Here is a 23,544-nt window from a genome sequence, read left to right on the forward strand (position 1 = left end):
ATGCGCCGATATCGGGAGGACTTCGTGATGGATCTTGACGGCACACGTGTAATCGCAGCCGACCGCGCCACGGTTTGGGCGCGGCTTAACGATGCGGAAACGTTGAAAGCCTGCATTCCCGGCTGTCAGGAACTGACCGGATCACCGCAAGAGGGGTTTGCGGCGACCGTGAAACAGAAGGTCGGGCCGGTTTCTGCGACGTTCCAAGGCTCGGTTAGGCTTGAAGATATCGTGGAGAATGTCAGCTATCGTATTGTCGGAGAAGGCAAAGGCGGGGTCGCGGGCTTTGCAAAGGGGCATGCGGATGTCGTTTTGAAGGACGTCGAAGGCGGCACAGAACTGAGCTATGTCGCGAATGCCAAGGTCGGTGGCAAACTCGCCCAGCTGGGGAGTCGGATCGTCGGTGGGTTTGCCCGCCGGATGGCCGACCAGTTCTTCGAAAAATTCCAGTCCGAAGTCGAAGGCTAGTTTCGCGCCGGTCTCCAGCCCGCCGCGCGCGCCTCGCTTTCCGTACAAAACCAGCGTTCACCCTTGGATTCATTGATCCGTGTGCGTCCGTAGTCGCGGTTGTGCGGCATATGATAGATATAGCCACTGTTCGAGATGTTTCCTTTGATGATGCAATCGCCGGTGGGGTCCGGGGCGGCTGCCTGCACGGCGCGATAGGTCGCGGGGTTGTCAATCTCGAACGCCCAGATCCCCCGTTCAGCGACCGCCGCTGTTTTTTCATCCAGCGCATAGGCATCCGAATAGCGCAAGAACGCCCAGGCCAGCCCGTCGCCGACAATCTGCGAACCGACATCGCGCCCGCGCACCTGACAGGTCGCAACAGAGCGCCCATAGCGGTCTTTTTCGATTTCGACGCAGGTCGTCCGCTGCCCGTCATAAAGCGCTGCGACCTGATCGCTCACCCAGTCGCCGCAATCCATCATACGCCCGGCACGGTCGCGGCAGGGCTGCCCGTTTTCAGGCGCGTCGATCCCGAAAAGGCGCACGCGGGTATCGCCCACAGCGAATGTATCGCCGTCGATGACCCTGATGGTCCCGTTGATGTCCGCTGCGGCGATAGAGCCCCAGAAACAAAAGAAAAATGTCAGATATCGCATGAGCCGAGTCTTCGTGGTCGCTGGAACCAGACTACGGCAGTTTCGCGGTTTTGTTAAGAAAGGTTAACGAATGGTTGCTAACCTTTCAGCGTTGTGACGTCTGCCAGTTCGGATGCACCCAAGGTTCATCATTCGACGGCGCGAGCCGCTTGCCAAGGATATGATCCGCCGCCTTTTCGCCCGTCATGATCGACGGCGCATTGAGGTTTCCGTTCGTGATACGCGGAAATATCGAACTATCTGCGACCCGCAGCCCATCAACGCCGATCACTTTCAGGTCTGGATCGACGACCGCCTGCCTGTCGTCTTGCGCCCCCATCCGGCATGTGCCGCACGGGTGATAGGCGCTCTCGACGTGTTCCTTGATGAACGCATCAAGATCAGCATCCGATTGCGCTGCCGCACCCGGCTGGATTTCGTCGCCGCGAAACGGATCAAAGACGGGCTGTGCAAATATCTCGCGTGTTAACCGGATGCAGGTACGAAAATCTTCCCAGTCGGACGCATCAGACATGTAGTTGAACAAGATCTTTGGCTGATCAAGAGGATTTGCAGAGCGGAGCGTCACCGATCCGCGCGACACCGACCGCATCGGTCCGACATGCGCCTGAAACCCATGCCCTTCTGCGGCAACTTGCCCGTCATAGCGCACGGCGATGGGCAGAAAATGGAATTGGATATCGGGATAAGGCACGCCGGCGCGCGAGCGAATGAAGCCCGCACTTTCAAACTGGTTAGAGGCGCCAAGACCAGACTTGGTAAACAGCCATTGCGTCCCGATCATCGTCTTGCCCAGAAGGTTCCAGTGCTTGAAAAGCGACACGGGCTGGGTTGCGGCCTGTTGGATATAAAGTTCCAAGTGGTCTTGCAGGTTTTGCCCCACGCCGGGGCGGTCCGCGACAACATCGATACCATGGTCTTGCAGGTGCGCCCCCGGTCCGATGCCCGACAGCATCAGCAGTTTCGGTGAGTTGAGCGAGGAGGCCGCCAAAATAACCTCTTGGCCCGCACGAATGACTTCGGTGCGGCCTTGCCGCAGCACCTCGACCCCGACGGCGCGGCCGTTTTCGATCACGACGCGGCGGGCAAGCGCCTGCACCAGCCGGCAGTTCGGTCGTTTGAGAGCCGGACGCAGATAGGCGTTCGCCGTGGACCAGCGCCGCCCCTTGTAGATCGTGGCATCGTAAGCCCCGAAGCCTTCTTGCTGTGCGCCGTTGTAATCCGGGGTGACGCGATAGCCTGCCTGCTGTCCAGCTGTGACGAAGGCGCGGGTCAGCGGGTTCGTACGCGGCCCGCGTGAAACATGGAGCGGCCCGTCAGTACCACGCCAGGACGGATCGCCACCATGCCCGCCGTCGTGCCAGTTTTCCATGCGTTTGAAGTAGGGCAGCACATCGGCAAAGGCCCAACCCGCGGCACCCTGCGCTGCCCAGTGATCAAAGTCATGCGCATGACCGCGCACGTAGATCATGCCGTTGATCGAAGACGAGCCACCGATGACCTTGCCCCGCGGCACGGCCAGCGTGCGCCCGCCCAGATGCGGTTCGGGTTCCGTTTTCAACCCCCAGTCGTACATACGCATATTCATCGGATAGGACAGCGCAGCCGGCATCTGGATGAACGGGCCAGCATCGGACCCGCCATGTTCGATGACAAGCACGTCCTTGCCTGCTTCGGCCAGTCGATAGGCCAGCGCGCATCCAGCACTTCCCGCACCAATAATCACATAAGCAGCCTGCATTTCAGAAAGGGGCCTCGACGTCGTTCATGGCGACGTAGACGCCTTTCATTTCGCTATAGTGGTTCAACGCAAGTTTGGAATTTTCACGCCCCACACCAGAGAGTTTCGAGCCGCCAAAGGGTGCCTCGACCGGGGCAAGATTGTGCGTGTTGATGTAGCAGGTACCTGCTGCAAACCCGGCGGCCATGCGGTGCGCGCGGGTAAGGTCGTTGGTAAATACAGAGGCGGCCAGACCAAATTCAGTGGCGTTGGCACGGGCCAGTGCCTCTGCCTCGGTCTCGAAGTCGAGCACGCACATGACGGGGCCGAAGATTTCCTCGCGCGCGATGGTCATGTCGTCGGTCACATCGGCAAAGACGGTCGGTTCAATAAAGAAACCGTCGCGATCCGGCGTGTTGCCGCCCGCTGTCAAACGGGCGCCTTCGGCGACACCTTTCTGAATGTAGGCCTGTACGATCTTGCGTTGGGTATCAGACACCATCGGCCCGAAGTTCGTCGTCGGATCCTGCGGATCGCCCATGACGACCCCCTGCAACCGCGCACCAAGGCGGGCGATGAACGCCTCCTTAATCCCCTTTTGCACAAAGACCCGTGTGCCATTGGAGCAGACCTGCCCTGTGGAATAAAAATTGCCGAGGATCGCGCCCGAGACCGCGTTATCAATGTCCGCGTCGTCAAAAATGACGATGGGTGATTTGCCACCGAGTTCCATTGTCACGTGCCGGATATTTTCGGCCGCCGCAGCATAGACCTTGCGCCCGGTCGGAACCGACCCGGTGAGCGAGACCTTGGCCACGCGCGCATCGCTGATCAGTGACGCGCCGACGTCTCCCATGCCCTGCACGACGTTGAAGATACCGGGCGGTGCGCCCGCCTCGTGCAGGATTTCAGCGACCTGAAGCGCGCAAAGCGGCGTCGTTTCAGATGGTTTGAATACCATCGCGTTGCCGCAAGCCAATGCAGGGGCCGCCTTCCAGCAAGCGATTTGCGTGGGATAATTCCACGCGCCGATTCCGACGCAGACGCCAAGCGGTTCGCGCCGCGTATACACGAAATCCCCGCCTGCCAGCGGGATATGTTCGCCTGTCATCGCCCCAGCCAGCCCGCCGAAATATTCCAGCGCATCCGCGCCAGAGGTTGCGTCGGCAACAGAGGTTTCCTGATAGGGTTTGCCCGTATCAAAGGTTTCAAGAACAGACAGATCGTGATTGCGCGCGCGCATGATGTCAGCGGCGCGGCGCAGGACACGGCCCCGTTGCGTGCCTGTCATTGCCCCCCAGTCCCTTTGCGCCCGTTCAGCACTGGCCAATGCTTGCGTGATGATCGGGGGCGTGGCGGCATGGAGTGATGCAATGATCTTGCCCGTGTAGGGATAGATCACGTCGATCGGCGTGCCTGCGGTATCTTCGACGTATTCGCCATCGATGAAATGGCTGGCTTTGGGTTGTGTTTGCATCTGTCGGAGCCTCCGGCGGGAGTTTGTTTGGCCAGATGAAGAGGGATTACTCTCCACGTGGGAAACGTTGGTTTTCTTCAAGGACATTCAGGTCCATGTGGTTGCGCATGTAACGTTCGGACGCCTTTTGCAGCGGCTGGAAATCCCACGGGAAATAGGCCCCGTTGCGTAGAGCTTCGTAGACAACCCAGCGCCCGGCCTGAGAGTGGCGCACGTCGGCATCGAAACGCGCAAGATCCCAGCGCGCCTCGGCCTTGGCCCTGATCGTCTGCAGTGTGCCCTGGTGGTCGGGGTGGTTTGCGAGGTTCGTCAGCTCTTGAGGGTCGTTTTCCATGTCAAAGAGCTGGTCGGGATCAAGGCTGCACATGTTGAATTTCCATTTGCCATAGCGCAGCGAGACGAGGGGCGCGTACGAGCCTTCTGCGGCGTATTCCATCGCCACGGGTGTGTCCCGGCTACCGCCTTGCCCGAGCGGTACAATGCTTTCGCCGCTGGTCCACGGCATGACTTCGGACATGTCCACGCCTGCGAGATCGCAAAGGGTCGGACAGACGTCGATGTTGCTGACCGGTGTGGTCACCAGCACCGGCGCCATCTCGGGCGAGGCGATCATCATCGGCACGCGGGCAGAGCCGTCATAGAAGGACATCTTGAACCAGAGCCCGCGTTCACCAAGCATGTCACCGTGATCCGAAACGAAGAGGATCGTCGCGTCTTGCCGCGTGTCTTTTAGCGTTTGCAGCAAGTCCCCGATCTTGTCGTCAAGGTAGCTGATATTGGCGAAATATGCCTGCCGCGCCCGTTTGATCTGGTCTTCGGTGATGTCGAAATTTTCATGGTCGTTCGCATCGAGGATACGCTGGCTGTGCGCATCCTGATCGGCGTAGGGGATCGGTCTGATCTCTGGCAAAAGATGGTCACAGTTGTTGTAGAGATCCCAGTACTTGCGCCGCGCGACATAAGGATCATGCGGGTGTGTGAAGCTGACCGTCAGGCACCAAGGCCGCGCATCGTGCCCGCGTGCCAGATCATAAAGCTTGCGCGTTGCGTGATAGGCAACCTCGTCGTCGTACTCCATCTGGTTGGTGATTTCCGCAATGCCAGCGCCCGTCACCGACCCCATGTTGTGATACCACCAGTCAATCCGCTCACCCGGTTTGCGGTAATCCGGGGTCCAACCGAAATCGGGCGGGTAAATATCCGTTGTCAAACGTTCTTCGAACCCGTGCAATTGGTCTGGCCCGACAAAGTGCATCTTGCCGGACAGGCACGTGTGATAGCCCGCGCGGCGCAAGTGGTGCGCATAGGTCGGCAGGCTGGAAGCGAATTCAGCGGCGTTATCATAGACACCCGTGCGGCTGGGCAATTGCCCGGTCATGAACGAGGCCCGCCCCGGCGCGCAAAGTGGTGAGGCCGTATAGCAATGTTGAAACCGGGTAGAGCGCGCGGCAAGCGCCCTGAGGTGCGGCGCATGCAGCCAGTCGGCAGGTCCGTCGGGGAAGAGCGTGCCATTCAGCTGATCCACCATGATGATCAGGATGTTCGGGCGTGTCATGTGCGCCCCCCTGTCAGCACGGAAAGCAGTGCCAGCGCCTGCCCCTCGGGATCAGCATCCGGTGCTGTCAGTGCCGCACGGATGTAAAGCCCGTCGATCAGTGCCGCCAGTGTTTGCGCCGCGCTGACCGGCTGGTCCGTGATAGGCCGCAAGGCGTGGACCAGATTGGAGTGCAGACGGCGCTGGTAAAGCCGTAGCAACCGCAACGCCTCGGGATTTGTCTGCGCCTGAGCATAGAAGGTCATCCATGCAGAAACGGTGGCGGGTGCAAAGCAGGAGGGCGCAAAGCTTGCCTTGACGATGGCCGCAGCACGGGCCGCAGGCGTCGTGGCCTTGCCCAGTTCAGCCCGCACCTCTGCGCTGAAATCGCGCAGAATCTGGCGCATCGCGGCAAGGAATATCTGTTCCTTACCCCCGAAATAGTGGTGTGCCAGTGCCGTTGACATGCCGGCCCGTTTGGCAATCCGGCTGACCGTCACGTCGAGTGATCCTGCTTCGCCGATCTCTGCAATTGTGGCTTCGACCAATGCAGCGCGGCGGATCGGCTCCATTCCGAGTTTTGGCATGACATCCCCTCTTTCTTCTTATCCGTCTCTGATTTTGATTGACTCGTCAATCAATAAAAATGACAGGAAGGTCAGAGCGCAGGCCGATTTCACCTCTTTTGTTCAGCTTTTCGTGGAATGTACGGCCGGGGTGATGATCCGTCTGGCGCGTGCCTCGCGCCATGTAATAAAGCTGACCGACGCCATGATGACTGCCCCGCCAAGGATCACCCAGCCGTCGATTGATTCACTGAACGCAAAATACCCAAGCAGCACAGCCCAGACGAGTTGCAGGAACGTGACCGGTTGGGTGACTGTCAGCGGTGCCGCCGCGAAGGCCAGGGTCATGGTGTAATGCCCTGCCGTCGCGAAACACGCCACAAGGAACAGCACCCCGATGTTGGCAAGCGAGACCGGCACCCAGACCGCAGCCGCAAACGGTGCAAGGCAGATCGTGACAGTGATTGAAAGCATGCCAACGACGACGGCTGGTGTGACCTCTCCCGAAAGTTGCTTGGCCAGCAAATAGCCGACGGCAAAGAGCATGGCCGTGGCCAGCATCGCGAAATGCCCGGTGTCGAGTTCGCGCAGACCTGGTCGCAGAATGATAAGCGCGCCGATCAGGGCAGCGAGAACGGCCAGCAGGCGGCGGAACGGCAGGCGTTCCCCCATGAACAGCGCAGCGCCAAGCGAGACATAGACAGGATTGAGGTAGTTCATCGCGGTCACATCCGCGAGCGGGATCCGCGCCATCGCAAAGAACCACAAGATCACGGCGAGCGCATGGGCCACGCCGCGGATCGAAAAGAGCCAGACCTGCCGTCGTGTGAGGCGCGCGGCCAGAATGGGACGGATCATCGGCAGCAGGAACACGAGGCCGAGCACGTAGCGCAGGAACGCGCTTTGCGCCGCTGGCACGGCATCCCCGATATATTTGACGAGCGCTGTAACGCAGACAAACAAAAACCCGGTCAATGCCATCCAAAGGATGCCTGCGACCGGGCGTGAGGGTTGAACTGCCATGCGACTGACCTGTCACCGATCAGCGCGCTTGGCAAGATCAGCTGTTGGCGAATGCTTCCATGACATCGTCAGAGGCTTCGAAATTGGTCGTGACGCTTTGCACGTCGTCGTCTTCTTCGAGAACATCAACCAGTTTCATCAACTTGGTCAGCCCATCAAGGTCGAGCTCGGTCGTGGTGGTCGGTTGCCAGATCAGTTTGGTCGACTCAGACTCGCCCAGTGCCGCTTCAAGTGCGTTGGACACATCGTTGAGGTCCGTGTCGGCGCAAATGACGACGTGGCTTTCCTCGTCCGATTGCACGTCTTCGGCACCCGCTTCGATAGCGTGCATCATCATCGTATCTTCATCAGCGACAGAGGCCGGATAGATAATCTGGCCCTTCCGGTCGAACATGAACCCGACAGAGCCTGTTTCACCAAGGTTTCCGCCATTCTTGGAAAAGGTCGAACGGACGGTCGAAGCGGTCCGGTTACGGTTGTCGGTCATCGCCTCGACGATCACCGCGACGCCGTTGGGGCCGTAACCTTCGTACCGGATTTCATCGTAGTTCTCGGCGTCACCACCCTGCGATTTCTTGATCGCCCGATCAATCACATCCTTGGGCACGGAATTCGACTTGGCTTCTTTCACGGCAAGGCGCAGGCGCGGATTCTTGTCGGGGTCGGGATCGCCCATTTTTGCGGCAACCGTGATTTCCTTGGACAGTTTGGAAAACAGCTTTGAGCGCAGCTTGTCCTGCCGCCCCTTGCGGTGCTGAATGTTTGCCCATTTGGAATGTCCGGCCATGACGGAACCCTCTTCTCAGATCAATCTCGCGCCTCTATATGGCAACGCCGCGTTGTGCCGCAACCCTTTGTGACATGGACATTGCGCGCAGGATGAATCCGAAGATCAGCATCGAGAGGCCCATGAGGAACCCCAGATCAACGCGGTTGGTGCAACCTATTGGGCGGCAGACGTCAGCGGCCAGATAAACGGAATGGTGAAGGACACGATCGGGGCAAGCGACAGGTTCAGCGGGATGCCGAATTTCAGGAAGTCTCCGAATTTATAGCCGCCCGGACCATAGACCAGCGTATTCGTCTGATAGCCGATGGGGGTCGCAAATGACGCACTGGCCGCAATCATCACCGCCACCACAAGCGGGCGCGGGTCCACGCCCAGCGCGGCGGCCAAACCGATGGCAATCGGTGTCATGACAACCGCAACCGCGTTGTTGCTTACCAGTTCCGTCAGGATACTGGAAAGCAGATAGACCGAGAGGATCACGAAGAAGCCGGGAATAACCTGCATAACCGGCGCGATGCTGTCCGCGATCAATGCGACCGCACCAGACGATTGCAGGGCCGCCCCGACGCCCAGCATCGCGAAGATCAACGCAAGAAGCCGCCCGTCGATATGAGAAAACGCTTCTTCCGCGTCGATGCAGCCCGTCATCAAGACAATCGTCACGCCGACCATGGCCAGCAGCAGGATCGGTGCCACGTTGAGTGCGGCCAGAATGACAACGGCCAGCAGCACGCCGATTGCAATCGGGGCACGGCCACGCCGGTAGGCCCGCTCGGACGGTAGCGACACGTCGCCAAGGTTCATGTCGTCCGACAGGCGCTGGATGTCGTCCGGTGTCCCTTCCAGCAGCAGCGTATCACCCACCTTGACCACGATATCTTCAAGCTGAGAGCCGATATTCGTGTCCCGCCGGTGCACGGCCAGTGTATAGACTGCATACCGCCTGCGTAGACGCAAAGAACCGAGGCGGCGACCCACCATCTTGCAGTTCGGTGTGATCAGCACTTCGACCGTTGTGGTCTCGACCGCCGAAACCTGATCGACCCGCCGCAGTTCCGGTGTGGCCTGTAGCGACAACAGTTCGGCCATCGCGGTGCGCAGCACGACACGATCGCCGACCTGTAGCGTCACGGCTTTGAGGTTGCGCCGCAGCGAGGCATCGCCGCGGATGACGTCGATCAACCGCACGCCATCGCGCTGGAACAGTTTCACACCCGTGACTTCGCGCCCGATCAAGTTGCTGTCCGGCGGGATCACCGCTTCGGAAAAGAACCGCATCTTGGAACGGTCAGAAAGCATCGCACCCATGCTCGCCCGCTCCGGCAACAGCCGTGGGCCAAGAAAATAAAGATAGGTAAAGGTCCACGCCACCACCACGATGCCGACGGGGAAAATCTCGAGGATCGAAAACGGCTCCATCCCCTGCGAGCGGGCAACGCCGTCAACAAGCAGGTTGGTTGATGTACCAAGCAACGTCATCGTACCACCGACAATTGCTGCATAGCTCAGCGGAATCAGCAGCTTGGACGCCGAAGTACCCAATGTGCGCGATAGCTGGATGAACACCGGGATCATCACCACGACAAGAGGCGTATTGTTCATGATTGCACTGGCGAAGGCTACGAAAATCAGCGAACCACCGACGGCCTGCGCGGGGCTTTTCGCGGCCAGCCGTTCGACGAATTGGGTCAATTCGTTAAGCGCACCCGTGCGCACCAGCGCGCCAACGATGATGAACATCGCCGCGATCGTCCACGGTGCCGGGTTCGAGAACGTCAGGATGGCGTCGCCATAGGACAACACGCCCGTGACCAGCAATATCGACACGCCGATCATCGCGACAACCTCGGTCGGATAGATTTCCCGCAGGAACATCAGGAACATGACGGCCACGACCGCCATTGTCAGAATTGCGCCCTGCATGTCGGTAAGCTGGAAAAAATCGGTCATATGCTTGCCTGTGAAAGGCGTCCGCCCTCGCGGATCATTTCGACCCGCGTCGCCTTGCCTGTTTGATCATCGGTTTCGATGTAAAGTCCCGAAAGGGTCGCCTCTTCACTGGCAGGCGTAAAGCGGGCCTTGGGCATGCCGGTGATGAAGCGCCGCAAGGGCTCGGCCTTATCCATGCCGATCACTGAATTGTAGTCGCCGCACATGCCCGCATCGGATTGATATGCCGTTCCTCCCGGCAGGATCATCACATCGGCGGTCGGCACATGCGTGTGCGATCCGACCACGACGCTGGCCCGTCCGTCGCAGAAATGGCCCGTTGCCATCTTTTCGGATGTCGCTTCGCAGTGGATGTCGATCAGGCTGGCCTGCACAGCCCCGCCCAGCGGATACTGGCGTAATACACCATCGAGCGCCGAAAACGGGTCATCAAAGGGCCGCTTCATGAAAACCTGCCCCAACGCCTGTGCCACCAGCACCTTGCGCCCGCGCGTCGCGGTGAAAACCCGCGCCCCGGCACCCGGAGCCGATTTGGAATAATTGAGCGGGCGAATGATCCGGGGTTCCTGTTCGATGAACGTCAGCATGTCCTTCTGGTCGAACGCATGATCGCCAAGGGTCAGCACGTCCGCCCCGGCCTCTAGCAGAACTTTCGCGTGGGCTGCCGACAGCCCCACACCGCTGGTCGCGTTTTCCCCGTTTACGACAACGAAATCGAGCTTCCACAAATCGCGTAGTCGCGGCAAGTGTGTGGTGATGGCGTTGCGACCGGCGCGACCCATAATGTCGCCGAGGAACAATATTTTCATAGCTTGAGGTGTAGGTCCTTGCGAGGGGCACTTCTAGATGGAAATGACACCGGTTTCGGTGACGATCATATCAAGCGGCTGGTCCGTGGGTTCAAGCGGCAGCGCGTCCGCCTCCTGCGCAGCATAGGCGAAACCAATGGCAAGCGTTGGCTGCTTGGCACGCAATGCCGCGAGCGTGCGATCATAAAACCCGCCACCATACCCAAGTCGGCCGCCAGTGCGATCAAAGGCCACAAGTGGCACGATCAGGATTTCGGGGGTCATCCAGTCACCACTTTCCGGAATTGCGGCCCCGAACGTTCCTGCAACCATGCAACAGCCCGGGGACCATGTGCGAAACTTCAACGCTTGACCGGCCCCGATGATGACCGGTACGCCGACGGGTCCGTGCGCTGCCGCCTCTTCCATCGCGGGCAGCGGGTCGATTTCGGTGCGCATCGCCATGTAACCGGCCAGCGGCACGCCGCGATAGCCAGCCAGCACTTCCGACAGATAGCCCGCTGTGCCCTGCCCGGCCTCGTGTGCCGCCTTGCGCCGCGCAAAAGCGGCCGTTCGTGCCGCGGCTTTGATGTTCGCATCCGTCATAGCAGGTAGATCGCAGCAAGCCCGAGAAAGGCAAAAAAGCCGACAATGTCCGTTACCGTTGTCACGAATGCACCCGATGCCAGCGCGGGATCGACCTTGAGCTTGTCCAGAACAACCGGAATCATTGTGCCCGCCAGTCCGGCGATGACAAGGTTCACAACCATCGCTGCCGCCACCACGTAGCCCAGCTGCGGTATCCCGAACCAGACCGCGCCGATGACCCCCATGACCACGGCAAATACGATGCCGTTGATAAGGCCGACAAGCGCCTCTTTGCGGATCACGCGCCAGACGTTCGCGCCGGTCAGGTCGCGTGTCGCGATGGCGCGCACAGCCACGGTCAGTGATTGTGTTCCGGCATTCCCGCCCATTGACGCAACAATCGGCATCAGCACCGCAAGGGCCACCAGTTCGGAAATCGTGTTTTCGAACAGGCCGATCACCATAGAAGCCAGGATAGCCGTCACAAGATTAACGGCAAGCCAGGGAAATCGCTGGCGCGTCGTTTCGCGCACACCATCCGAAAGCGAGCCTTCACCCACACCCGCAAGGCGCAGCAAGTCTTCTTCGGCTTCTTCTTCAAGGAATGCCATTGCATCGTCGATGGTAATGACGCCGACAATCCGGTCGTCGTCGTCGACCACGGGGGCCGTAATCATGTGATAGTGGTTGATGGCCTGCGCCACCTCTTCCACATCCTGAGCGACGTGGAAGGTGCGAAAGCTGTCCTCCATGATGTCGCGCAGACGTGTCGCGCGCGGGCTGGACAGCAGCCGCCCAAGTGTCACGTAACCCACTGCTTTTAGACGCGGGTCCACAAGGATGATGTGATAGAACTGGTCCGGAAGGATCACGTCCGAACGCATGTAGTCGATGGCCTCTCCGACAGACCAGTGTTCAGGCGCGCGCACCAGTTCGCTTTGCATGTGCCGCCCGGCGGATTCCTCGGGGTAGGACAGCGCCTGCTCGACGGCGACACGGTCCGGCGCTGCCAATGCGTCAAGAACCTGTTCCTGCTGGTCCTCGTCCAGGTATTCGACAAGGTCCACGACATCGTCGCTTTCCAGATCGCGCACCACGGTGGCAAGGTCTTCGGGGGCGAGGCTTTCCAGCACTTCTTCCCGCAGGTTCTCGTCAAGTTCCGACAGGGTTTCGCCGTCGATCCCGCCTTTCCAGAGCGTCAGGAAGTCCCGTCTGTCGCGCGCGTCGACCTGTTCAATCAGATGCGCGATGTCGGCAGGGTGAATCGGCTCAAGTATCGCGTTGAGCGTGTCCACGTCTTGTGCTTGGACAGCCGCAAGAACGTCGGCGATCACGCGGTCTGTAATGCCGAAGGCTTCGTCTTCGGGATCGATGGTATCGCTATCTAACATGGGGCACCTCGCAAGCTGAGCCACAACATAGAGTTTCCGCGTGCCACCACAATGGCGTTTCAGGAATGACATCGCTAGTCTGCGCCACATGACGACACAGCTTCTTCTTGGCCAGACCCTTTCCTTTGACGGCGACCCGTTTATCGCCCCATGGGAGGACGTGACAAAGCACGACAGCGCAGGTGGGGTGCTGATCAAGGATGGTGTCATTTCCGCCGTTGGGACCGGTGCGGACCTGCGTGCGCGACATCCTGATGCAATGGTCGTGGATTATGGCGATCACCTGATCAGTGCGGGCTTTGTGGACGCCCATATGCACTATCCGCAGACCGGCATCATCGCCAGCTGGGGCAAGCAGCTGATTGACTGGCTGAACACATATACCTTCCCCGAAGAAGCGCGTTTTGGTGACCGGGTCTATGCGGACGACGTCGCGACGCGCACGCTTGACCTTGCACTTGCGAACGGCACGACCACGCTGACCAGTTTCTGCACGATCCATCCCGAAAGCGTTGATGCTTTTTTCGATGCGGCAGCCATCCGCAACATGGCGGTTGTCGCAGGCAAGACCTGCATGGATCGCAATGCGCCTGACAATCTGCGCGACACTGCAGCGCGGGCCTATGATGAAAGCAAGGCCTTGCTAGAACACTGGCACGGAAGGGGCCGCGCATCATACGCGATCACGCCGCGGTTTTCACCGACGTCGACGCCGGATCAACTTGCAGCACTCGGGGCGCTTTGGGCTGAACATCCAGACGTATTGATGCAGACCCACCTGAGCGAGCAGACAGCAGAACTATCCTGGGTGGCAGAGCTGTTTCCGGACGCGCGCGACTATCTGGAAACTTACGAAACCTTCGGGCTGCTGGGTGAAAACGGCGTGTTCGGCCATGCGATCCACCTGACAACGCGCGAACGTGATCGTCTGGCGGAAGCAGGCGCGGCCATCGTGCATTGTCCGACATCCAATATGTTTATCGGCTCGGGGCTGTGTCCGGTGTCCGCGCTCAAGCAGCAAACTATCGCTGTCGGGCTGGCAACGGACACGGGCGGCGGGTCTTCGTTTTCGATGCTGCGCACAATGGCGGCCGCCTACGAGGTGGGACAATTGTCCGGCACTGCCCTGCACCCTGCACAACTGATGTGGCTTGCAACAGAAGGATCGGCGGGAGCCTTGAAAAAATCCGGACATATCGGTCACTTGGCTGCGGGTGCCGCTGCCGACATCTGCGTGATCGACTTGCAATCGACCCCGGCAATCGCGCAACGCGCTATCCGCGCTAACGGGTTCTGGGACGCGCTGTTCCCGACAATCATGATGGGCGATGACCGCGCCATCGCGGATGTTTATGTTGCCGGGGTGCGTGTCTAGGCGAGCGCTGCAGCCAACTGATTTTGTCGCCGGATCGCCGTTTCAACATCAAAACTGATAATCCGGCCATCGCTGACGATCTGGCGGCCTTCGACGAACAGATCACGGACCCGCTGTGGCCCGGCAAGCAGCAAGGCCGCAGGATCCCATGACCCTGCACTTTCGATGCCGCTGACGTCCCAGATCGCGAGATCGGCGCGCTTGCCGACACAGATCTGGCCGCAATCATCGCGCCCCAGCACAACGGCCCCGCCACGCGTCGCGATCCACAGTGCTTCGCGCGCATTCATCGCATCGGCCCCGTTCTGCACGCGCTGCAAAAGCATGGCCTGGCGCGCCTCGGCGATCAGATTACCCGCGTCGTTGCTGGCTGATCCGTCCACCCCAAGCCCGACGTTCACACCCGCATCGCGCATCCGGCGCACCGGCGCGATACCTGACCCGAGCCGGCAGTTCGAACAAGGGCAATGCGCAACACCGGTGCGGCTTTGTGCGAAAAGGTCGATTTCGTGGGTGTCCAACTTGACACAATGCGCGTGCCAGACATCCTGCCCCGTCCAGCCAAGGTCTTCGGCGTATTGGCCGGGGCGGCAGCCGAATTTTTCAAGCGAATAGGCAATGTCTTCTTCGTTTTCGGCCAGATGCGTGTGCAGCATCACGCCCTTGTCGCGCGCAAGGATGGCGGCATTGCGCATCAAATCGCGCGACACGGAAAACGGGGAACAGGGCGCAATGCCGACGCGGACCATCGCCCCCGGTGACGGGTCGTGAAAGGCATCAACAACACGGATGCAATCGTTCAAAATTGCAGATTCCTGTTCCACCAGCGAATCCGGGGGCAACCCGCCATCGCTTTCTCCGATACTCATCGCGCCGCGCGTGGGGTGAAAGCGCAGGCCAACCTCTGCGGCCGCTGCGATGGTGTCATCAAGGCGCGCGCCATTGGGAAAAAGATAAAGGTGATCAGAGGTCAGCGTGCAGCCTGACAGCGCAAGTTCAGCAAGGCCGATTTGGGCCGACACAAACATTTCCTCGGGACCGAAGCGGGACCAGATCGGATAGAGCGTCTGCAGCCAACCAAACAATAGCGCATCCTGCGCCCCCGGCACTGCGCGGGTCAGCGTCTGGTAAAGATGGTGGTGCGTGTTCACCAGTCCCGGTGTCACAACGCAAGTGGCCACGTCGACCACCCTGCCCGAAGATTCGAGATTAGGACCAATGGCTGCGATGATGCCGTCGCGCAAAAGGATATCGTGGCCCGCCAGTTCCGTGCCAGCGTCATCCATTGTCAGGATGCGCTGCGCGCCCCTCAAGAGCACTTCAGCCATCGACGGTTTCTTGCAAAATCGACAGGGCGACCGCATGGATATCGGGATTAGCCGCAGCGATCACGCGCCCGCCGTGGTGTGCAGCCCCGCCCTGCCAGTTGGACACGATACCGCCTGCTGCCTCGATGACGCAGATCGGTGCGTGGATATCATAGGGCTGCAGCCCTGCTTCGATCACCAGATCGACCTGCCCGGCCGCAAGAAGCGCGTAAGCATAACAATCAAGACCATAGCGGGTCAGTTTGACGCCGGACGCGATCTTTTCGAAGGCGCGCCGTTCAAGGTTCGTTCCGACTTCCGGAAATGTGGTGAGCAGCGTCGCCTGCGCGAAACCCACTTTGCGGCGGGCGGCAAGCGGCTGCGTGCCTTGCGGACCGGTCATCGTCGCGCGGCCAAAACCGCCTTCGAACCGTTCCTGAATATAGGGCTGATCGATAATGCCAAAAAGCGGGCCAGTTTGGTCGGCGACCGAGATCAGAACCCCCCAGGTCGGCGTGCCACTGATATAGCCGCGCGTGCCGTCAATCGGATCAAGCACCCAGGTCAGCCCGCTGGAACCGGGTTTCGTGCCGAATTCCTCGCCCAGAATGCCATCGTCCGGCCGTTCTGTTTCAAGAACGCGGCGCATCGCGGCTTCGGCGGCGCGGTCCGCTTCGGTGACAGGATCGAAAAGCTGGCCATCACCGGCCTTATCATCCGCCATCAGTCCCGGCACACGGAACAGGCGAAGTGTTTCGGTGCGCGCCGCATCTGCAAGCAAATGCGCCACGCGGATCAAATCATCTTTGGTCGCAGAATCGGGTGACATGCGTGTCGTTGCCTGACGTCATTAAAGTGTAGATAATGCTGACAGGCACCGCCCAATCAGGCAAGCCCTGTTATGCCGCCTCACTCAGCACGCGGGCCAGATCGAACAGACGCCGTCGCTGGTTTTCGGGAATGGCATAGTAAGAGCGCAGGAGTTCAAGTGCCTCCTTGTCAGTCAGGATATCCCCCGGAATATCTGACCGCTCCGCCAGGTCGGACGTCTTGCTGTCCAACCCTTCAAAGAAGAATGAAACCGGTACTTCAAGCACGGTGGCGATATCCCAAAGCCGGGATGCGCTGACCCGGTTCATGCCGGTTTCGTATTTCTGAATCTGCTGGAACTTGATCCCGACGCTTTCAGCGAGCTGCTGCTGCGTGGTGCCGTTCATCCAGCGACGATGCCGGATACGTTTGCCAACATGGACGTCAACTGGGTGTTTCATGCTTGCTTCCTTCTTTTCGCAGCTCTTCCGCGATGTGTCCTTTGAGGGCCGGTCGATACGCTTCGGAATCAAGAGCCGGCATCCAATCTGCGACCTCAATCAAACAAAACATGCAAAACACGCAACGGTTGCATTCGGTTTCATAACTTAAGGACAGGTTCCTTCGGAAGAGTTAACTGAAAAACGGTCAAAAACCTGGCAGACGACTCGCACCTCGCCCGCACATGCGTATGACTACCACAGTAGACAAAGGAATCGCCGCATGATCACCGCCTTTCAGGTCCAGACCCCGCAAACTGCTCCGAAACTGGTCCAAATCGCTGCTCCGACACCGAAAAAAGGGCAGGTTTTGCTCAAAATAGAGGCATGTGGGCTGAACTTCGCCGACTTGCTGATGGCAAAGGGCACCTATCAGGACACGCCCGAACCTCCCTTCACCTTGGGACTGGAGGTCTGCGGCACCGTTCTGGAAGTCGGCGAAGGTGTGACGCATCCCGAAATCGGTGCGCGTGTCGCAGTTTTCGGCGGTCAGGGCGGGCTTGCCGAGCAGGGCGTGTTCCCGGCGGATCTGTGTTTGCCTGTTCCGGACAAAATGCCCGCTGAGGTTGCCGCAGGGTTCATGGTTGCATACGGCACGTCTCACCTTGCACTTACCAGACGTGCGCACTTGCGCGCGGATGAAACGCTGCTGGTTCTGGGTGCGGCGGGCGGTGTCGGGCTGACAGCGATCGAGGTTGGCAAAGCGCTGGGTGCGACTGTCATCGCTGTTGCACGCGGCGCGGATAAACTGGCCGTCGCGAAAGCCGCCGGTGCCGATCATGTGCTTGACAGCGATAACGATGACATCCTCGCGGCGGTCAAGGCGCTTGGCGGCGCGGATGTGGTGTATGATCCTGTGGGCGGCGATCTGTTCAAAGCCGCCTTGCGAGCCTGTAACCGCGAAGCCCGCGTTTTGACAATCGGATTTGCAAGTGGCGACGTGCCACAAATTCCGGCCAACATCATTCTGGTCAAGAACATCAGCGTGATCGGATTCTATTGGGGCGGATATCTCAAGTTCAATCAGGCGGCATTGCTCGACAGTCTTGCCGAGCTGATGACATGGTGGGCCGATGGCCGTCTGAAACCGCACGTCAGCCACATTGTGCCGCTGGCGCAGGCGCAGGATGCGCTTGACCTGCTGGAAAAGCGCAAATCCACCGGCAAGGTCGTGGTGACGCCCTAGTCCTTGTAAGCCTTGCGAATGATCGCGGCGACTGCTGCGCTGACATGCGCACCCGGTTGCTGCACATAAAGATTGATGTTCTGCGCGCCGAGATCAGGCAAGGCACCACCATGGTCGATGACAACTGTATGCGGCGGCAAGCCCCCTTCAATTGCGGCTGTCACGGCCAGATCGGCGCTGACGGCGGCTTCGACCGCGTTGTCGAGCTCTGAGTCGACAGCCATTTCCCATGGGACCCCGGCCGCGTTCAGCGTGCGCAATACACCGGTGCGGAAAATGCATTTCGTGCAATGGGCAATCCGCAGCGGTCTTTCGCGCCAGATCACACCATCGACCGCCCCGACCCAGACCATCGGCAAAGAAATCAGCGTTTCTCCCTTCGGATCGCACGCGTCTTCGGTCGTCAGGATGAAATCGCACTCACCCCGCGCGAACATCTCCTTGAGCCGTAACGTCGGGGCGGAAATCAGCCTGACCCGCATCCGGGGAAATTCGGCCGCAACCTGTTTCAACACGCGCGGCACCGTGGGGTAGATGATGTCATGCGGCACGCCAAGCTTGAGTTCGCCTTCAAATTCCTGCGCCGTCAGCTTGCGATAAATCTCATCGTTCAGCGCAAGCATCCGCTGGCCGTAGCCAACAAGCTGTTCACCAGCCGCCGTCAGTCCGATTGTGCGCGCCGATCTGTCGAGCAATTGCAGACCAAGTGCTTCTTCCAGACGCTTCAACTGCATGGAAACAGCGGATTGCGTCAGGTTCAGCATACCCGCGGCACGGGTCACCCCGCCGGACTCGGCCACCGTTACAAAGGAACGCAGCGCGGTCATGTCCAGATTGCGCAACATATCACAACTCCTGATGTCTCAATTCAAAATCATTCGTTTTACTTATGCATTGCAAGCATCGATATATCAAGCATGGACATGCATTGACGCAAACACATCAGAAAGGTTGAAGTAATGGCATATCTGGACAGTACCCTCCGCACCCGGCGGCACACCCGTTTCGGCGTATTCGCCATGCTCAGGCAAATGCACGCGCTTGCACGGCAGCGTCGCGCGCTGGCCGACCTTGACGCCCACTTGCGCGCCGATATCGGCGTAAATGCCCAAGAGGCCCAAAAAGAGGCAAAGCGGCCAATCTGGGACGCGCCTGACCACTGGTTTCGTCGATAGCTGCGACATTCCCGCGCAAATCGGTCGGATTAAGGCGAAAGCACCGCGTAAGGCCCTTGAATTAGCCCCGTTTCATGCCAATATCGACGCCATGGATGCCGATAATCGGCGCCCGGAATTTTCTTTTTGGAGGTCTCTATGGCTGAATACCAAACAATCCGGACGGCGGGCGGGGTCCGCGCGGCTGCGATCGACGAGGGCCTACGCGCCCACATGAACAAGGTCTACGGCACAATGTCCGTGGGCATGTTCATTACATTTGCCGCCGCTTGGGCCATTTCCGGCCTGGCTGTCACGAATGATCCCGCTGCCGCTGCCGCAACACTCGGCAACGGAACGATGTTGTCCGGCCTTGGTGCCGCGATCTACCTGTCGCCGCTGCGCTGGGTTATCATGCTTGCGCCGCTTGCCTTTATCTTCTTCGGCTTCGGCGCGGCGATGAATCGCCTGTCCGCAGCCGGGGTCCAGACAGCGTTCTACGTCTTTGCTGTTCTGATGGGTCTGTCGATCAGTTCCATCTTTCTTGTCTTTACCGGCTTTTCGATCATCCAGGTCTTCCTGGTGACCGCGATCGCCTTTGCCGGTCTGTCCCTCTGGGGTTACACGACAAAGAAAGATATCTCTGGTTGGGGTAGCTTCCTCATCATGGGTGTGATCGGTCTGATCGCTGCATCCCTGCTGAACATCGGCGTTGCCTACTTTACAGGTGCCCCGGTTGCCGGCTTGGACCTTGCGATCTCGATCCTTGGTGTGCTGATCTTTGCCGGTCTGACCGCTTATGACACGCAGAACATCAAGAACATCTACATCCAGCACGCCGCCGCTGGCGATCAGGAATGGCTGGGTAAGGCTGCGATCATGGGCGCATTGAGCCTGTATCTCGACTTTATCAACATGTTCATGTTCCTGCTGCAGTTGCTGGGCAACAGAGAATAACACCTCTCTGACACTGAACAAAATGACCCCGCCTGACCGAATGTCAGGCGGGGTTTTTTCGTACCTGTCCAAACGGCATGAGCCGCCTTAATCCGGTCTCACTGGACCAAAACTATCCTCGAAAAAGCGGAACCAGTTCCCGCCCATCAAGGCCGCCACCTCGTCCTTGTCGAACCCGATGTCGTGCAGCCCATCAGAGATATTGCCGAAATCGCGGTTGTCGCGGAACCATTCCGGCATATCCGGAAAGCCGGGCGCTGCTGCACTGCCTTCGCCATAGTCGATCTCTTTTGTCCAGCGCCCCACCCGCATCCATTCCACGACCGAGTCGGGCTGGTCCTGACACAGGTCCGATCCGATCCCGAAGTGCTGGACACCGAACTCGTCAGCCGCGCGCGCGATCATTTCGCAAAAACTTTGCAGTGTGCAGGCCGACTTGTCTTTGAGGTGATGGGGATAAAGTGAAAAGCCCATCATGCCACCGTTCTGCGTGACCGCACGGATGACATCATCGCGCTTGTTGCGCAGCGCGGGTTGCCATGCATGCAAATTGGCGTGTGTGATCGCGATGGGGCGCTGCGAAAGATCCGCCGCTTGGATCGTCGAACGATCCGCGGAATGGCTCATGTCAATGACCATGCCGACCCGGTTCATTTCCTTGATCACCTGCCTGCCCATGCGCGTGATGCCGGGGTCTTCGGCCTCGTAACAGCCTGTCGCAAGCAGCGACTGGTTGTTGTAGCTCAACTGCATGAAACGCGCACCCAATCGGTGCAGGACCGCAACTAGACCAATATCATCTTCCATGGGGCTGGGGTTCTGAAAGCCGAAAAAGATCGCGGTGCGCCCGGTCGCCCGCGCCTTTTCCACATCACGCGCCCATGCACCTTGAAATATAAGGTCAGGGAACTGTTCGAACCACCGGTTCCACCGTTCGATATTCAGCACGGTTTCGCGAAAATTCTCGTGATAGGCGATGGTGACGTGCACGGCGTCAACGCCGCCTTCGCGCATCTGGCGGAAAATCTTCTCTGACCAGTTCGCATATTGCAGGCAATCGATCCGGTACATCCCGCCTACCCCGCGCCGTCGGTTGCAGCGTGCTGTGTCTTTGCCATCATTCGTCATTCCCTGCTACGCGATCAGATCCCAATAAGCGTGGCGAATGCGACCGTGTCAAACGTCAATGGGCCGCAAGTCGGCGGTTTGCATGGCACAACTGGTTATTATCAGGCCTGATTGCACCGTGCCGGATGGACAGCCCAAGGATTGCGCAGGCAAATTCGTCATAAGGGAAGATATCCCACGTTGACGAGGACACAGATGCGAATCCGCCACGCCCCGACCCATCCGCGCCTGCCCGCTTTGCCGCATGATGCGCGCAGCATCGCGCCACCTGATCGCGGACCGTTGGGCAAGATCGATCCGCAGACCGACAGCCTGACCGTTATCCCCGACCGCGCCACGTTTGATGCATTTGCGGTGCGGGACGATGTGCCGGGGGCATTGGGTGTGCGCGAGCTGAAGTTCGTCATCACGGATGTGGGGACAGACGATATGCGGCTGGTCTTTATGAACAGCAACAAGCATCCGTTGCATTATCATTTCGTGACAGACGTGCTGGGCTATGACCTGTCCACTGCGGAGTTCAACAGGATTACCTATTTTACCGAGGACCGTCAGTTTCTTGTCGGGTCCGTGCTGGCATTCGACAGCTATACCCGCCCCGATGGATCACCCGGTCTGTACGCGCTGGAATTCTGGCCGACCGATCCGGTCAGCGTTGCACATGTCAGCCGCGCCTATCGCTTGCTGCGAGATGGCATGCCGTTTGCCGCGGACCTGCTCGCCTATCATCCGTCAGGCGATTTGCAGGAACGGTTGTTCGCGCGCGAGGCAGAGCGTTTCGCGCAGAACGCCGTGCCGACGGTCGCAACCTCTGACATCTTCGAGTCGATCACCTACAACCCACTGAACCTCGGAGAAGCTGTCGGGGAACTGCGCGTCCTGAACGGGACAGAGTCGCGACCCGCTGCTGCCACCGATATCGTGATTTACGACCGCTTGCCGAATGATTTGCCACTTGTCGCCGGTGTCATCACCTCGGCCCCGCAGACGCCGTTGTCGCACGTCAACCTGCGCGCCCAGCAGAACGGTATTCCGAATGCCTATCTGGTAAACGCCGCGTCCTTACCGCCTCTCAGCGATTTTATTGGCAAGACCGTGTGGATGGCCGTCACACCGGATCGCATCGAAATCAGGGAGGCCACGCCCCAAGAAGTACGCGACACTTACGATGCGCGACGCCCGGCGCAAGTGACCTATCCACCGCGCAATCTGAAAGCAACCGACACTGTCACGCTAAATGACCTGCCCTTCAGCGCTAGCGATGCCTTTGGTGGCAAGGCGACGGGTGTCGCCGAACTGCGCCGCGCTATTGATCCGCGCTATGTTCCCAACGGGTTTGCTGTGCCCTTTTCCTTCTATCACACGTTCATGACGGTGAACGGGTTGTACGACCAGATATTAAGCACGATGGCCCGGCGTGATTTTCAGGACGGTGAGGTGCGCAAGGACCTGCTGAAAGCGTTCCGCAGAACCATAAAGGACGCGCCGGTGCCCAACGACATCCGCGGCAAGTTGGATGTCATGCACAAGGCCTTTCCCGCCGGAACAACACCGCGTTGCCGATCAAGCGCAAACGCGGAAGACACCATCGGGTTCACCGGTGCCGGGCTTTATGACAGCTACACGCACCGGCTGGATGAAGGGCACATCGAAAAATCCATCAAGCAGGTCTGGGCAAGCCTGTGGAATTTCCGCGCCTTTGAAGAACGCGAATTCTATCGCATCGACCATCTCACAGCAGCCATGGGTGTGCTGGTGCATCCCAACTATGATGACGAACGGGTCAACGGGGTCGCGATCACCAGAAACCTCTATTTCGACAACTTCCCCGGCTATTATGTGAACGCGCAGGTGGGCGAAGACCTGATCACCAATCCGACAGGCGACGAGACGGCAGAAGAGCTTTTGATCATGGAAGACCTGAACGGCACACCTGACCGGCCATACGAGATGATCTATGTCCGCCGGTCATCGCTGGTGGGGGAAGGTGAAACCGTGATCCAGCCGGACGACTTGCTGTTGCTGACCGAACAGATGCGCCTGATACAGGCCCATTTCGCGAAACTTTACGGGCGCACCGACGATCCGACATTCGCGATGGATATCGAATTCAAGGTGGATCGGAACGGGCTTTTGTCGATCAAACAGGCGCGGCCCTGGGTCGGCTAGACCTTCGCGCTTAGCAGATCATTCA

At 59.3% G+C, this 23,544-nt stretch carries 22 protein-coding genes; 6 read left to right on the forward strand and 16 right to left on the reverse strand.

The window, feature by feature from the left end; genetic code table 11:
* The first annotated feature begins 27 nt into the window (after window positions 1-27).
* Complete coding sequence (locus tag BMY44_RS08900) at window positions 28-468, forward strand: SRPBCC family protein (RefSeq protein ID WP_089992955.1); 441 nt, start codon at window positions 28-30, stop codon at window positions 466-468.
* Here BMY44_RS08900 and BMY44_RS08905 read toward each other — a convergent pair.
* From BMY44_RS08905 to mgtE, 11 genes are all read right to left on the reverse strand, one after another.
* A complete protein-coding gene (locus BMY44_RS08905; protein WP_089992957.1) occupies window positions 465-1,106 on the reverse strand; it encodes a thermonuclease family protein in 642 nt (213 codons plus the stop codon). The genes BMY44_RS08900 and BMY44_RS08905 overlap by 4 nt on opposite strands.
* A gap of 85 nt (window positions 1,107-1,191) precedes the next feature.
* Complete coding sequence (gene betA / locus BMY44_RS08910; protein WP_089992960.1) at window positions 1,192-2,847, reverse strand: choline dehydrogenase; 1,656 nt, start codon at window positions 2,845-2,847, stop codon at window positions 1,192-1,194.
* Window position 2,848: 1 nt separating this feature from the next.
* A complete protein-coding gene (gene betB / locus BMY44_RS08915; protein WP_089992961.1) occupies window positions 2,849-4,303 on the reverse strand; it encodes a betaine-aldehyde dehydrogenase in 1,455 nt (484 codons plus the stop codon).
* A 46-nt stretch (window positions 4,304-4,349) separates the two neighbouring features.
* Window positions 4,350-5,858, reverse strand: a complete 1,509-nt coding sequence (betC, locus tag BMY44_RS08920) for a choline-sulfatase (protein ID WP_089992964.1) — start codon at window positions 5,856-5,858, stop codon at window positions 4,350-4,352.
* On the reverse strand, window positions 5,855-6,424 hold the full coding sequence (gene betI, locus BMY44_RS08925; RefSeq protein ID WP_089992966.1) for a choline-binding transcriptional repressor BetI: 570 nt from the start codon (window positions 6,422-6,424) through the stop codon (window positions 5,855-5,857). Before betI ends, betC begins: the two co-directional genes overlap by 4 nt.
* Window positions 6,425-6,526: 102 nt before the next feature.
* Window positions 6,527-7,426: a DMT family transporter gene (locus tag BMY44_RS08930; RefSeq protein WP_242650508.1), complete on the reverse strand. Its 900-nt coding sequence runs from the start codon at window positions 7,424-7,426 to the stop codon at window positions 6,527-6,529.
* Between the two features lie 37 nt (window positions 7,427-7,463).
* Window positions 7,464-8,213, reverse strand: coding sequence for a YebC/PmpR family DNA-binding transcriptional regulator (locus BMY44_RS08935; protein WP_089992970.1), 750 nt, complete (start codon window positions 8,211-8,213; stop codon window positions 7,464-7,466).
* 156 nt (window positions 8,214-8,369) lie between these two features.
* Window positions 8,370-10,166 carry an SLC13 family permease gene (locus tag BMY44_RS08940; RefSeq protein WP_089992973.1) on the reverse strand — a complete coding sequence of 599 codons (1,797 nt, stop codon included), beginning with the start codon at window positions 10,164-10,166 and terminating at the stop codon, window positions 8,370-8,372.
* Window positions 10,163-10,975 (reverse strand): TIGR00282 family metallophosphoesterase, encoded by an 813-nt coding sequence (locus BMY44_RS08945; protein ID WP_089992975.1) that lies wholly within the window; start codon window positions 10,973-10,975, stop codon window positions 10,163-10,165. Before BMY44_RS08945 ends, BMY44_RS08940 begins: the two co-directional genes overlap by 4 nt.
* Window positions 10,976-11,008: 33 nt before the next feature.
* Window positions 11,009-11,560, reverse strand: coding sequence for a 5-formyltetrahydrofolate cyclo-ligase (locus BMY44_RS08950; RefSeq protein WP_089992977.1), 552 nt, complete (start codon window positions 11,558-11,560; stop codon window positions 11,009-11,011).
* Entirely contained in the window at window positions 11,557-12,933 is a 1,377-nt protein-coding gene (gene mgtE, locus BMY44_RS08955) for a magnesium transporter (RefSeq protein ID WP_089992979.1), read from the reverse strand. Before mgtE ends, BMY44_RS08950 begins: the two co-directional genes overlap by 4 nt.
* An 88-nt stretch (window positions 12,934-13,021) precedes the next feature.
* On the opposite strand from mgtE, the gene guaD reads away from it, so the two are divergent.
* Entirely contained in the window at window positions 13,022-14,308 is a 1,287-nt protein-coding gene (gene guaD / locus BMY44_RS08960) for a guanine deaminase (RefSeq protein ID WP_089992981.1), read from the forward strand.
* On the opposite strand, the gene BMY44_RS08965 is transcribed toward guaD, so the two are convergent.
* From BMY44_RS08965 to BMY44_RS08975, 3 genes are all read right to left on the reverse strand, one after another.
* A complete protein-coding gene (locus BMY44_RS08965; protein WP_089992984.1) occupies window positions 14,305-15,636 on the reverse strand; it encodes an 8-oxoguanine deaminase in 1,332 nt (443 codons plus the stop codon). The genes guaD and BMY44_RS08965 overlap by 4 nt on opposite strands.
* Window positions 15,629-16,444 (reverse strand): inositol monophosphatase family protein, encoded by an 816-nt coding sequence (locus BMY44_RS08970; protein ID WP_089992988.1) that lies wholly within the window; start codon window positions 16,442-16,444, stop codon window positions 15,629-15,631. The genes BMY44_RS08965 and BMY44_RS08970 overlap by 8 nt, the downstream gene beginning before the upstream one ends.
* Window positions 16,445-16,514: 70 nt before the next feature.
* Window positions 16,515-16,886 carry a helix-turn-helix domain-containing protein gene (locus tag BMY44_RS08975; RefSeq protein ID WP_089992990.1) on the reverse strand — a complete coding sequence of 124 codons (372 nt, stop codon included), beginning with the start codon at window positions 16,884-16,886 and terminating at the stop codon, window positions 16,515-16,517.
* 265 nt (window positions 16,887-17,151) lie between these two features.
* Here BMY44_RS08975 and BMY44_RS08980 point away from each other — a divergent pair, with 265 nt between their 5' ends.
* Window positions 17,152-18,111, forward strand: a complete 960-nt coding sequence (locus BMY44_RS08980; RefSeq protein WP_423219748.1) for an NADPH:quinone oxidoreductase family protein — start codon at window positions 17,152-17,154, stop codon at window positions 18,109-18,111.
* Here BMY44_RS08980 and BMY44_RS08985 read toward each other — a convergent pair.
* Window positions 18,108-18,956 (reverse strand): LysR family transcriptional regulator, encoded by an 849-nt coding sequence (locus BMY44_RS08985; RefSeq protein WP_089992995.1) that lies wholly within the window; start codon window positions 18,954-18,956, stop codon window positions 18,108-18,110. The genes BMY44_RS08980 and BMY44_RS08985 overlap by 4 nt on opposite strands.
* Before the next feature lie 114 nt (window positions 18,957-19,070).
* Between BMY44_RS08985 and BMY44_RS08990 the strand changes: the two genes are divergently transcribed.
* Both BMY44_RS08990 and BMY44_RS08995 read left to right on the forward strand, forming a co-directional pair.
* A complete protein-coding gene (locus BMY44_RS08990; RefSeq protein ID WP_242650509.1) occupies window positions 19,071-19,286 on the forward strand; it encodes a DUF1127 domain-containing protein in 216 nt (71 codons plus the stop codon).
* Window positions 19,287-19,424: 138 nt separating this feature from the next.
* The gene (locus BMY44_RS08995; protein ID WP_089992998.1) at window positions 19,425-20,222 is read left to right on the forward strand and encodes a Bax inhibitor-1/YccA family protein; all 798 of its coding nucleotides are present in this window, start codon (window positions 19,425-19,427) and stop codon (window positions 20,220-20,222) included.
* Between the two features lie 87 nt (window positions 20,223-20,309).
* On the opposite strand, the gene BMY44_RS09000 is transcribed toward BMY44_RS08995, so the two are convergent.
* On the reverse strand, window positions 20,310-21,293 hold the full coding sequence (locus tag BMY44_RS09000) for a membrane dipeptidase (RefSeq protein ID WP_207510502.1): 984 nt from the start codon (window positions 21,291-21,293) through the stop codon (window positions 20,310-20,312).
* A gap of 252 nt (window positions 21,294-21,545) precedes the next feature.
* Between BMY44_RS09000 and BMY44_RS09005 the strand changes: the two genes are divergently transcribed.
* Complete coding sequence (locus BMY44_RS09005; protein ID WP_089993003.1) at window positions 21,546-23,519, forward strand: PEP/pyruvate-binding domain-containing protein; 1,974 nt, start codon at window positions 21,546-21,548, stop codon at window positions 23,517-23,519.
* The last annotated feature ends 25 nt before the right edge of the window (window positions 23,520-23,544 follow it).

This window comes from Cognatiyoonia koreensis (assembly GCF_900109295.1).
Taxonomy (GTDB): Bacteria; Pseudomonadota; Alphaproteobacteria; order Rhodobacterales; family Rhodobacteraceae; genus Cognatiyoonia; species Cognatiyoonia koreensis.